Origin of the sequence: Methylosinus sp. Ce-a6 (genome assembly GCF_009811655.1) — a bacterium.
Taxonomy (GTDB): domain Bacteria; phylum Pseudomonadota; class Alphaproteobacteria; order Rhizobiales; family Beijerinckiaceae; genus Methylosinus.
The window spans coordinates 1-11,290 of record NZ_BGJX01000057.1; the positions used below are offsets into that span (position 1 = coordinate 1).

The 11,290-nt window shown below is 66.6% G+C and carries 15 protein-coding genes; 3 read left to right on the forward strand and 12 right to left on the reverse strand.

Annotated features, from left to right (window positions below):
• Positions 1 to 193: 193 nt before the first annotated feature.
• The 11 genes from Mspo_RS18765 to Mspo_RS18790 form a co-directional block, all read right to left on the reverse strand.
• On the reverse strand, positions 194 to 643 hold the full coding sequence (locus tag Mspo_RS18765) for a hypothetical protein (protein ID WP_159732700.1): 450 nt from the start codon (positions 641 to 643) through the stop codon (positions 194 to 196).
• Between the two features lie 63 nt (positions 644 to 706).
• Entirely contained in the window at positions 707 to 1,303 is a 597-nt protein-coding gene (locus tag Mspo_RS18770; RefSeq protein ID WP_244613551.1) for a hypothetical protein, read from the reverse strand.
• 549 nt (positions 1,304 to 1,852) lie between these two features.
• Entirely contained in the window at positions 1,853 to 2,083 is a 231-nt protein-coding gene (locus Mspo_RS18775; RefSeq protein ID WP_159732706.1) for a hypothetical protein, read from the reverse strand.
• Between the two features lie 254 nt (positions 2,084 to 2,337).
• Positions 2,338 to 2,916, reverse strand: a complete 579-nt coding sequence (locus Mspo_RS18780) for a hypothetical protein (protein WP_159732709.1) — start codon at positions 2,914 to 2,916, stop codon at positions 2,338 to 2,340.
• Between the two features lie 1,351 nt (positions 2,917 to 4,267).
• Positions 4,268 to 4,390: a hypothetical protein gene (locus Mspo_RS20145; RefSeq protein ID WP_256366376.1), complete on the reverse strand. Its 123-nt coding sequence runs from the start codon at positions 4,388 to 4,390 to the stop codon at positions 4,268 to 4,270.
• A gap of 23 nt (positions 4,391 to 4,413) precedes the next feature.
• Positions 4,414 to 4,536, reverse strand: a complete 123-nt coding sequence (locus Mspo_RS20150) for a hypothetical protein (protein WP_256366377.1) — start codon at positions 4,534 to 4,536, stop codon at positions 4,414 to 4,416.
• 23 nt (positions 4,537 to 4,559) lie between these two features.
• Positions 4,560 to 4,682 (reverse strand): hypothetical protein, encoded by a 123-nt coding sequence (locus Mspo_RS20155; protein WP_256366378.1) that lies wholly within the window; start codon positions 4,680 to 4,682, stop codon positions 4,560 to 4,562.
• 23 nt (positions 4,683 to 4,705) lie between these two features.
• Positions 4,706 to 4,831 (reverse strand): hypothetical protein, encoded by a 126-nt coding sequence (locus Mspo_RS20160; RefSeq protein WP_256366379.1) that lies wholly within the window; start codon positions 4,829 to 4,831, stop codon positions 4,706 to 4,708.
• Positions 4,832 to 5,279: 448 nt separating this feature from the next.
• On the reverse strand, positions 5,280 to 5,405 hold the full coding sequence (locus Mspo_RS20165; protein ID WP_256366380.1) for a hypothetical protein: 126 nt from the start codon (positions 5,403 to 5,405) through the stop codon (positions 5,280 to 5,282).
• A gap of 24 nt (positions 5,406 to 5,429) precedes the next feature.
• A complete protein-coding gene (locus Mspo_RS20170) occupies positions 5,430 to 5,555 on the reverse strand; it encodes a hypothetical protein (RefSeq protein WP_256366381.1) in 126 nt (41 codons plus the stop codon).
• Positions 5,556 to 5,715: 160 nt separating this feature from the next.
• Complete coding sequence (locus tag Mspo_RS18790; RefSeq protein ID WP_159732715.1) at positions 5,716 to 6,873, reverse strand: helix-turn-helix transcriptional regulator; 1,158 nt, start codon at positions 6,871 to 6,873, stop codon at positions 5,716 to 5,718.
• A 669-nt stretch (positions 6,874 to 7,542) separates the two neighbouring features.
• Here Mspo_RS18790 and Mspo_RS18795 point away from each other — a divergent pair.
• From Mspo_RS18795 to Mspo_RS18805, 3 genes are all read left to right on the forward strand, one after another.
• Positions 7,543 to 8,847: a MobA/MobL family protein gene (locus tag Mspo_RS18795; RefSeq protein ID WP_159732718.1), complete on the forward strand. Its 1,305-nt coding sequence runs from the start codon at positions 7,543 to 7,545 to the stop codon at positions 8,845 to 8,847.
• Positions 8,848 to 8,923: 76 nt separating this feature from the next.
• Positions 8,924 to 9,241: a hypothetical protein gene (locus Mspo_RS19675; RefSeq protein WP_201281758.1), complete on the forward strand. Its 318-nt coding sequence runs from the start codon at positions 8,924 to 8,926 to the stop codon at positions 9,239 to 9,241.
• A gap of 24 nt (positions 9,242 to 9,265) precedes the next feature.
• Positions 9,266 to 9,847, forward strand: coding sequence for a hypothetical protein (locus Mspo_RS18805; RefSeq protein ID WP_159732721.1), 582 nt, complete (start codon positions 9,266 to 9,268; stop codon positions 9,845 to 9,847).
• A gap of 71 nt (positions 9,848 to 9,918) precedes the next feature.
• Here the strand turns inward: Mspo_RS18805 and Mspo_RS18810 are convergent, their stop codons facing one another.
• On the reverse strand, positions 9,919 to 10,341 hold the full coding sequence (locus tag Mspo_RS18810) for a single-stranded DNA-binding protein (protein ID WP_159732724.1): 423 nt from the start codon (positions 10,339 to 10,341) through the stop codon (positions 9,919 to 9,921).
• Positions 10,342 to 11,290: the final 949 nt, after the last annotated feature.

The window sequence follows — 11,290 nt, forward strand, 5'->3', positions numbered from 1 at the left end:
GCCGGCGTTGGCGGCGCGTCGGCGCAGGGCGCGGGCGGCCTGGTTGATCGGGCGGGCGATGGGCCGGCGGGAGAGAGGCATAGCGATGACTTTCGTGGTGGCGACGCGAGCGGTGAGCTGCATGGGTCGCTCTCGTTGTCGGGTGGATACGTCACTGAAATGCGGAAGCCTCGAGGCTCCCGCACGTTTTACGTCACGCGTCGAAGGCGGCGATTTCGGCGTCGGGCGATTTTCGCTCTGCGGGCTCGGCGTGATCGGCGGCTTTCACGAACTGGGCGACAAAGGTGAAGCTCGTTCCCGAATTGCCATTGAAGGGTTTCCAATAGCCGCGCAGGTCGAGCGTTGCGCCGATCGCATATCCGGCGACGATCGCGTCGAATTCGTCGCGGCTCATGTGATCGGGGGCGTACCAGACGGCGCGGGCCTCGCGGCCGTTCGGCTGGTCGCCATAGAAATGGATGGCGCGGTCGCCGGCGATGGTGAAGCGGGCGTCCGGGTGATCGGTGAGGGTGACTCGGAGGGCGTCGCGGGATCGCAGGAGGCGGCGGGTATGGTCGGCGGCGATGGCGTCGGCGCGGCGTCGCTGTTCCTGCCCGCGCTGCTCGGCTGCGTTCGGGCGGCGGAGCTTGTTGAAGTCGAACATGTCGTTCTCCATCGAGATCGCGAGAGAGGGAGGCGGGGCGCTTTCGCTCCCCGCCCGGCGGCTTCAGCCGAAGGCTCCCAATTCGGCGGCGGCGGACTTGCGCTCGACGGTCTCGCCTTCGCGCTGGGCGACGTAGGGCTTCCAATCCTCGCCGGTGATTTCGAGGTAGGCGTCGATGGCGCCGTGGGCGGCGGCGAGCAAGGCGTAGGACTGCATAGCGAGATCGGCGGCGAACTGTCGGGCGCGCTGCGCCCTGCTCTCGAAGCCGGCGGGGGCGTCGAGATCCTCGTCGCGGCTATCGTTGGAGAGCTTGGCGGTGAGGTTTTTGGCCTCGGTCAGCTTGTCGGAATAGAAGCGCCCGGCTCCCTGGGCGGAGGCGACAAAGGTTCCGACGACGCGCTGGAAGTGCATTTGCGCGGCCTTCTCATTGAGGGAGTCGTCGAAGGCGAGCGCGGTTTCGCGAAGGGCTTTCTCGTGTGTCGCGCGGATGCCGAGATAGTCCGGGGCGGAGAGACCGAAGGCGGCGGCGATGCTGACGGCTTGGGCGTCGTTGGGGCAGAGGAGGCGGGCGGCCTCGAAGGAGATTTGCGGACGAGCGGGACGCGCGTTCTTGTTGGCGTTGGCGGCGACGGCGGCGGACTTCTGAGGACGATTAGCCATGACGAATTTCCTTCTTTTGCAATGGACTGGCCCCTTGCCAGTGCCGAGGCTCGGCCCTTCAGGGCCGCGCCTTGGCATTGGCATGGGAGCCAATGCCGCGCGCCCTAAGCGGAGCGGTCAAAGAATCGCGCGCCTTCGCGCGACCGCTCTGCGGCGCGGAGCCACGCACAGGCGGCGGCGCCTCGAAGCGCCGACGGCGAGCATGGCGAGCGTTCTTGACGGCGACGCTGGGCGCGCCAGAGAGACGGCCGAGGCCGGGCGCAGTCCCGGCGTCGGCTGGGAAAGAGATTTCTTCTCTACGAGGGAAGCGAAGCTTCGCTCGAAATACGGCATGCGGAGGCATGCGCGGAAACGCATCCGCGCGCGGGAGCGCGCTGGGGAAAAACGTCGTCAGGCTCTTGGAAGTCTAAGGATTATTCGCGGGGAGGACCGGTTCGCGCGAAAGCGATCGTTACCGAAGGCCGAGACGTCGCTTGCGACGGCTCGGTGAGCGCCGCTGGCGGCGCGAGTAGAGCGCGGTTCCGATTTATCGGAATTCGCCCATGGAGATTAGTGGATGAAGAGTTTTCCGACGATGAGGAGCTGGAAGCCGAGCAGGAAACCCATCATCCATTTGAGGACGCGGACGTCGGCTTTGGTGTCGGCGCTATCAGCCTGCAGGGAGGTTTTGACGTCGCCGATTTTCAGCTCGAGGCGATGTTCGACGTCGCCGATTTTGATTTCTAGGTCGTGTTTCGCGGCTTCGACATCGACTTTGGTCGCGGCCTGGGTGTCGATCAATTCGGCGAGGGCCGAAACCTGATCGACGGAGAAGCCGGAGGCCTGGAGTTTGAGAATAGCTGAGGCGCTCATGAAGTGAATCCTATCATGGGTGTGGAAATAGAAGAAGGGGCGGAGCTGGGCAAGAGGGCGTGCTCGTAGCGCTGGGACCGCGAGGTCCCAGCGCTACGAGCGGTTCGTCTACGGTTTCGGGTCGTCTCTTTCGAGCTCGCGCGCGCGCTAGGCGGGGACCTTTCGGTCCCCGCCGGTCGGGCTCAGCCGAAGGCTCCCAATTCGGCGGCGGCGGACTTACGCTCGACGCTTTCGGTCTCGCTGTGGGCGACGTAGGGCTTCCAATCCTCGCCGGTGATTGCGAGATAGGCTTCGACGGCTCCCTCGGCGGCGGCGAGGAGGGCGTAGGCCTGGATGGCGAGATCGGCGGCGAACTGGCGAGCGCGCTGGGCCTTGGACTCGAAGCCGGCGGGTGCGTCGCGATCCTCGTCGCGGACGTCGTTGGCGAGCTTGCTGGTGAGAGACCGGGCCTCCGTCAGCTTTTCGGAGTAGAAGCGTCCGGCTCCCTGGGCGGAAGCGACGTAGGTTCCGACGATACGCTGAAAGTGCATTTTGGTGGCGGTCTCGTTGAGCGCTTCGTCGAAGGCGGTCCAGGTCTTGCGGAGCAGCGTGTCATGGGCTTCACGGATCCCGGAGAAGTCGGGCACCGAGAGGGCGAAGGCTGCGGCGACGTTCGTCGCGACCGCGTCGTTGGGGCAGAGGAGGCGCGCGCTCTCGAGGGAGATCGGGGGACGAGCGGGCTTATTGCGTTTCGCAGCGGACGTTTGGGGACGCTTGGTCATGATCGTGATCCTGATTTTCTGGGCCGGGGGTTTCGCCGGCCCGCTGCCGGTTTGTTCCCCTCGGTGCGATCCCTGAAAGCCTGGCCTAGAGAGCGGGCCTGCACCCGCAGCCGGCGCCCATCGGGCGGCGGCGGAGGGCCGTAGCAAAGTGGAGGACGGCAAGACGCCAATTTTTTTGCTTGGCGATGCAAAGATGTCCGGGGCGAAGGAAAGAGGCCGGCGCTTGCGCCGGACACAAAAAGAGCGCCCCGGCATCTGCGGAAAAAAATTGGCGTCTGCCGTTGCGGGCACGGTCGGCCAGGCTTAGGGACGCACAAAACCGAGGGGGCAAACCGACGCATCGGGCCTGCTGAGCGAAACACCCCCAGAGAAATCACGCGATCTTCGAGACCGAGCGCGCTCTCCCGAACGCCGCGACTGCGAGCCGCATCCCGCCGACCCTTCGATCGACCGGAGCGCGCCGACGACTGCCGACGCGCGCGCCGAACCGTCGATTGCCGCGGCCACGGCCTCGATCTCCCCCGACGACCGCCCGCGGCCCATGACGCGCTCTGCAGCCGGACCGCCCACGGCGCTCGCCGAGACCGCCGACTCCAGCACATCGGCGCATCGGACGGACCGAGGCGCGCACTGCCGGGAGCCAGCTTTCTCGGAGATAGCGACGAGGCTCCATCCCGACAGCGCGCTCGCCATCGACAGCGACGATCGCGCCCGCCGTGCTGAGACCATTGGCCAGCGCTCGACGTCGCGCCGAGCCATGCAGGGCTACGCCTGCCGCCGGCCGTGGAGCCGTCTCGCCGATCGCATCGGCTGGATTGGCTGCCCACGGCGCCGCGAGATCGCGTCGAGCGCAAATCCGACGCGCTTCCGAAAGGATCCCGGCCCGCGATGCGGGGATCGTGGTCCCCGCGTCGCCGCGCTCCCGCATATTCGACGGCGACCCGGAACGCGCCGTCGTCCGCGCGCGGGAGCGCGCTGGGAGAAACAGCCGTCGTCAGGCTCTCGGATTGCAGGGGTTGCTCGCGGCGAGGTCGGGCTCGTGCGAAAGCGATCGTGACCGGGACGGCCGAGACGTCGCTTGCGACGGCTCGGTGAGCGCCGCGCGCGGCGCGAGTAGAGCGCGGTTCCGATTTATCGGAATTCGCCTATTGATGGACAATCGGAGCGGCGGGAATGACTCTCGTGAGGGCGGCCACGCCTCCAACAATAATTCCGAAGCCACGGTCGCTGCTCGCCAGCGCCGGGCGCGGGTCGAGGGCGGCGAGGGTCGCGGCGGCGCCCGTGAGGGCGAGAGCGAGCAGGGCCGAGGTGTGAGAGGGTTGCGCATGGGCGCAGTCCTCGTTGTGTGGGGTCAGCGGCCGCCGCCGTCGCCGCTGCCTTCCGCCATCGCCGGGCGCGGGCCGAGGGCAACGAGGGACGCGGCGGCGCCCGTGAGGGCGAGGGCAAGAAGGACGAGGGTGAGAAGCTTGCGCATGGGCGCGGTCCTTGTGTGTGAGGTCACTTCCCGCCGCCCTCACTGTCGCCGGCCGCCGACGCTGGGCGCGGGTCGAGGGTGGCGATGGTCGCGGCGGCGCCCGTGAGGGCGAGGGCGAGAAGGGCGAGGGTGAGAAGCTTGCGCATGGGCGCGGTCCTTGTGGGCGGGGTCAGCGCCCACCGCCGTCGCTGTCGCTGCTCGCCAGCGCCGGGCGCAGGTCGAGGACGGCAAAGGTCGCGGCGGCCCCCGTGAGGGCGAGGGCGAGAAGAGCGAGGGTGAGAAGCTTGCGCATGGGCGCTGTCCTGGTGTGTGGGGTCACTTCCCGCCGCCGCCGTCGCTGTCGCCGCTCGCCAGCGCCGGGCGCGGGTCGAGGGCGGCGATTGTCGCGGCGGCGCCCGTGAGGGCGAGGGCGAGAAGAACGAGAGTGAGAAGCTTGCGCATGGGCGCTGTCCTTGTGTGTGGGATCAACGGCTTCCGTCACTGTCGCCAGCCGCCAACGCCGGACGCGGGTCGAGGGCGGCGAGGGTCGCGGCGGCGCCCGTGAGGGCGAGGGCAAGAAGGACGAGGGTGAGAAGCTTGCGCATGGGCGCGGCCTTGTGCGTGGGGTCAGCGCCCGCCGTCGTTGCTGCCGTTCGCCAGCGCCGGGCGCGGATCGAGGGTGGCGAGGGTCGCGGCGGCGCCCGTGAGGGCGAGGGCCAGAAGCGCGAGTGTGAGAAGCTTGCGCATGGGCGCGGTCCTCGTGTGTGGAGTCAGCGTCCGTTGCCGTCGGCGTCCGCCAGCGCCGGGCGCGGGTCGAGGGCGGCGATTGTCGCGGCGGCGCCCGTGAGGGCGAGGGCCAGAAGCGCGAGTGTGAGAAGCTTGCGCATGGACGCGGTCCTTGTGTGTGGGGTCAGCGCCCCCCGCCGCCGTCGCTGCTGTCGCTCGCCAGCGCCGGGCGCGGGTCGAGGGCGGCGAGGGTCACGGCGGCGCCCGTGAGAGCGAGGGCGAGAAGGGCAAGGGTGAGAAGCTTGCGCATGGACGCGGTCCTTGTGTGTGGGGGTCAGCGCCCGCCGCCGCCGTTGTCGTCGGCGTTCGCCAGCGCCGGGCGCGGGTCGAGGGTGGCGATGGTCGCGGCGGCGCCCGTGAGGGCGAGGGCCAGCAGCGCGAAAGCGAAGATTTTGCGCATATCGAATTCCCTGAGAAAAGCTTCGAAACTATAGGCGAGCTTACCCTTCGCCATTGCCCGCACAAGCCCCATTTGGGGGCAGTCTTCGAAAAAAACCCGTCGCCGGGCCTTCGTGTCTCGGAGGCGGAGGAAACCACGAAGACAGGAAGGACAAGAAGCCCTATCGCCGCGCCAGCCTCGCGAGCAGCGCCACCAGCCCCTGCTGGCGCGAGGTTCCCGTCTTGGCGAACACCGCCTTCAGCCGCGTGCGCGCCGTCTCGCGGGCGATGCCGAGCGTCGCCGCGGCCTCGTCCAGCGTGCCGCCGTCGGCGAGCAGCGAGGCGAGGCGCGCCTCCGCCGCCGTGAGGCCGAAACCTTGGCGCAGCGACGGCTCCAGCGACACGGGCGCGGCGTCGAGATCGGCTACGGTGAGAAGGGCGAGCGTCGACCCGAAAATATCCGCCCCGATTCCGTTGACGGGCAGCGCGTCGACGACCAGCGGACGGCGCGCCGCGCCCGCCTCCCGCGGCGCACGCTTCACGAACACGCGCGCGGGCGCCCCGTGCGGGCCGGGCGCGCGCAGCGAGGCGACGAGGTTCTGCAAGGCGTGATCGCTGACCTGATCGGCGGCCGTCAGCATTCCGCCAGCGATGAAGAGATCGCGCCCGAGCAGTCCCCGCGCCCGCTCGTTCATGCCGACGACGGCGCCGCGCCAGTCGAGCGCGAAGGCCGCGCAGGAGACGCCCTCGAGGGCATCGAGCCCCGACTGCGCGCGGGCGAGCGCGAATTTGTCCGCGAACAGGATGAGCCGGGCGAGATGCGGCGCGAGAACCTCGAGCCGCTCCGCCTCCTCGGGCGTGAAATGCCCTTGGCCGGCGCCGCGCATGAAGGGCACCGCCCACAGCCGGCCCTCGACGCTCATGCCGAGCGCGGCGAATCCCGGCAGGCCCCATTTCAGATACAGCTCGTTGTATTGTGGGAGGCGCTTGCGCTCCTCGTCGGTGGCGAGGTCGTGCTCGATGATGACGCCGCGCCCGGCCGCGAACAGCGGCGCGCCGCGCTGGGCGCGATAATGGTTGAGATGCCAGCCTCCGGCGAGATATTCGCCGAGCAGCGGCTTGTAGTCGCGCGAGGCCGGCAGGTCCTGGATCGGCCGGGCGGGATCGAGCGGATTGGGATCGCTCGCATCCGGGTTGCGCGGATAGAAGAACGTATGTACCGCGCCGACCGAGCACGCGAGCCGCGCCAGCGCGTCCTCCCATAATTCCGGGGCGAGCACGGCGTCGTAGCAGGCGTCGATCGCCCGCGCGATGTCCTCCTCCCGGATATCCTTCGCCATCGCCGCGCCCCGCGCCTGAAAATTCTTTCGTCGAGCCTGTCGCGGAAGATCGGCGTGCGGTGACGCTTCTGTCAATGGAGATGCGCGCGTCGCGGATTGCGTCCGTCGCGCGCGCCTTCAATGACGGCCGTGGGAAGCATTGTTGGAACTGGGCCGTGTAGAACCGCCGCGCTCGCTATGAAGCCTATGCGCTCCGGCACGCGACGTCGTCGCAGCGATCGTGATTGGCGGCTGCCGCCAACAGGGGGATGTAACCCGCCTGCCGTCGACCGCTGCGGAAGGAGTGTTTCTATTTCTGGCCATTCCCGGCACGCGACGAATTTTTCGAGATTGCCCCCATTTTTGGGGCTTGTGCGGCGCAGGCGGCGGTACCCTGGGGCAAGTGGCGCGCATTGCGCGCCTCGCCTTGCCCTTGCAGCCGCGCCCCGTGGTGGCAATCGAGTATTCTTCTTTCTGCTTCAGTCAATTACGTCTTTAATTTCGCGGCGATTGTTCGCGGCGTAGCGAGCGGACGACGGGCCGCAGCAGGAGTCGCGGTCGGCCGCACCGATCGGCCGAGTTCGAATTTCATTTTTTTGGTTTCAACATTCGCGCCGATTTCGCGGAGTCTCTCGGACGCGCGTCGGAATTCCGGCATGGGCTGGAGCGACGCGCGACGAGGAATTTGAAATGGCGATACATTTTCTGAACGTCGGCTCGGTTCGGCGGTCCGAGGGACGCAGCGTGATTTCGGCGGCGGCGTATTGCTCGCGATCGAGGCTGAAGGACGCGAAAAATCTTCGCGAGGTGGACTTCTCCGCGGGGAACGATCTCGTTCATTCGGAGATCTTGTTGCCTCACGGCGCAGATGCTCGGTGGGCGGAACGAGAGATCCTCTGGAACGATGTCGAAGCGGTCGAGACGCGCAGCAATGCGCAGCTCGCGCTGGAAATCGAAGCGGCGCTGCCGGATGCTCTTCCTGCGAGCGACGAGGTGGGGCTCTGCAGGGAATTCGTGACGCCGCTATTCGTCGACCGCGGACGGGTGGTGGACGTCAACTTGCATCGCGCCGTCGGCGCCGATGGACATACGCGCTTGTATCTTCACGCGCTGTTGTCGATGCGGGAGATCGGCGCGGACGGTTTTGGGAAGAAGCTGGATGATTGGCATGGGCCGAAGCTCCTCATGCAATGGCGCGAGCGCTGGGCGATGCTCTCGAACAAATATCTTCTCGCCGCGGGTCGCGATCGGTTGATCCGGGCGGGCGCGGACGCGGCGTCCGGCCGAGAGCTCGAACCACTTTTCGACGACGCCGAAAGCGAACGCCTGGCGGAGAACTATGAAATCGCGTGGCGCAACGGCGAGCGACTGCTGGGGGAACCCGAGCTGGCGCTGCGTGCGTTGACGCGCGCGGGCGCGACATTCACCTACGGCGGATTGATCGCATTCGTGAGCAAAAACACTGCAGGAAAAGAGCAATTCGAGACGGCGCTGGCGCGCGTCGAATGTTCGGTCGAGCTGGTGCGGCTCGGCGACGGCGAGAGTTTCAGCACGCGGGGCCTCGTCGCGACAGTGCAACGCGCACCCAGCAAAAGCGCCGCTATTCCCGACGCTTCCGGCGGCCTCGACACGACAGAGACCAGCCGGACCCTGGAGGATGCGATCTCGCAATGGGAGCGCGCAGGCCTACGGCTTCGCGGCGTGGGCTTGACATATGAGACGGCGAAGGCGTTTGAGAAGAAGTCGGGCATTAAGAGCGTCGGCGTTCACGGGCTTCTCGGGCGGTGGAAGAAAAATCAGGATCGACTGGCGTCGACGGACGTGCTGGTCGTGAATGACGCCAAAGGCTTGAGCGCGCGGCAGAAGGAATGGATGTTGCGTGCGACGCGCGCGGCGCGGTCAAAGCTGGTGTTGGTCGACGGGACTCGGCTCGTCGAAATCGACGGCGGCGCGACCGGATTGAGCCCGGAAGAAATGACGGCTGTGAGCTGTTGACGGCGAACGAGCTGCACACATCCTTTGAGCAGAGGCCATTGTCGAAGCGATAATAGCCATTTGGAGAGAAGTGTCGATGAACGCCCGCATTAAATTGACGGATATCGATCGCCCGCGTGAACCATTGGAGGTCGAGGTGGTGGAATCGAACGCGCGCACGATGATCGTGGCGGTTCCGGGCACGATCATGAAATTCGAGCTGCGCCTCTCGCAGGATGGCGCGTCGTTCGAGGGAGCCATCGGCGGGCGGTATTTCCGCTTCGATCCGAACGCGTCGACGACGCGCGAGAGAACGAGCGCGGCGCCGAAAGGAGGAAAAGTCGCAGCGGTGTGCCTTTTCCTCTTATTTTCAATGTATTGCCGCTGCATTCCGAAGCCGCGTCTGCTTCAATGAGACGGTTCGCAACTGGAGGTGGCCATGCGCATCGAATTGACGCCCGGCATGACGAATGTCATGCGCTTTCCGATCGAGCGGCGCGCAAAGCCGTCGATGGATCTCGTGCGCGATATCGCGCCGGATTCGCGAGAAGTCTCATGGGTGATCGAGTCGTTCGGATTCGACGACGACATCGACGGCATACGCGACGGCGCCGACCAGGAAATGGCGGATTACATCGCGCACAATGGATGTCGCTCGTCGAGCTCGAAGCACGAGGCGGATTTCGACCAGTTGCTGCGCCCATTTATCGAACGCGCGGTGTCGCTATGCGGAGAGGCGCATGACGCGTCATTGGCGGCGGTGAAGGCGCAGCGCCAAGCGGTCGAGGCGGAGACGGAAGGCGGCTACTGGCTGACGCCGCTCAACGAGCGCGCGTCGGCGCGGACCTACTACGCCGCGCGATTGCTGGTCGACGCGCATCTGGCCTGTCAGCGCGCGGCGGGCGCGTCGCGCGCGATCGAGATCGCGAAGCGCGGCGAGACCTGGGCGCCGTTCGATTTGCACGCGGAAACGCTCGCAATGTGCGTCGACGAGATCGCGGCGAGGTCGTCGAATCGTTGAAGCGCTCGCCATAGAGCGCGCACCGAAATAGGGACGAAGGGAGGCGTAGCGCCTCCCCTCCGGTCTTTCGATCAGTAGGGAATGGCGTCATCCGGACTGGGAGACCCGGTCCTTTGCCGGCGTCCGAAGGAGCCCTCCCGCGCCTCGGCGTCGCGGTGCTCACCGTCACGATTGTCCGCGGCCTGCGCAAGGCGCGAGAAATCATTGCAGATGAGATCGACGGTGAAGACGCGCTCGCCATCGTCACGCTCATAGCTGTTCTGGCGGACGCGGCCGCGTGCGTGAACGAGATCGCCCTTGCCGATATGTTTTTCGATGTAACGCGCCGTGGTGGCCGAGAAAACGACGACCTCGTTCCAATGCGCGTCGTCCCGCCACTCTCCACCCTCGTCTTTGTAGGAGTAGTTCGACGCGATGGTGACATGCGTGGTGGAGCCGACCTTCTTGACCACGCCGACACGTCCGATGAGCTGAAACTCTGCTATATTTTTCATGTCTTTTCTCCGAGCGGGGCCGCAGCCCGTTGCACGGCGTTCACGAACAGCCGGAAAGGCGATCCGGAGCCTCCGGCCGGAAGGCCGGAGGTCGAGCTTCAGCGCTGAGCTCCTGGAGACGCTGAATTTTGATCCGCGGGGAATGTCCGCGCGGGGGAGCCCCGCCGTTCGAGGCGGGGCGGCGCGGACAGGGGAAAATTCTGCGGCGCCTGGAGCCGAAGGACTCGACGACGGCTGTAGAACGCCGACGTGCAATCGGGCTTTCGGCTTCTCGCTCGATTTCGATTCTTCATTCTTCCCTTTTTCGAAATTCCTCGCATCTCGCAGGGGCTACGCTGCGGCGCGCCCGCAGGAGCGGCGGCCGGTCTCCGCAGCCGAGAGCCCTCGCTATCGGTGATTGCCAAAGGCGCGGCGACGACACACTCACGAAGATCCGTGACGCCGAATTCGGGTTGACAGGAATTTCACATTCGCGCCGAGGGGAGCAATGTTGGGAGCCTTCTGCAAAAGGAGGTCTCATGTTGCGAAAGATGAATGTGTCCCCTCCGCGCGACGGCGGTGGAGGAAATGACGGTCGACGCGGCGACTCATGCCGATTGATCGTGGCGGCGCTGGCGGCGGTCGCTGGATGGCCGCTCTTGGGGACGGCGCCGGCACGGTCGGACCCCAGGCCCGTCGTCGAACGTGGATTGCCCGCGGCGGTGATCCCGACCTATCGGGAGAAAGGAGCGCCGAATTTCAGCTATCCGACCGGTGGGTCGGATACCGGTGGCGGGAACGGAGGCGGAGGAGGGAATGGCGGCGGCCACGGCTATAATGGCGACGGCGGAATCGGCTCGGGCACGATCGCAACCGACTACAGCCAATACAATGGCGTTGTTGCACGGAGGTGAGTTGGGACGGAATTCGCCCTTTGGCGCGGTGATTATGCGAGGCGCACGAACTGTGC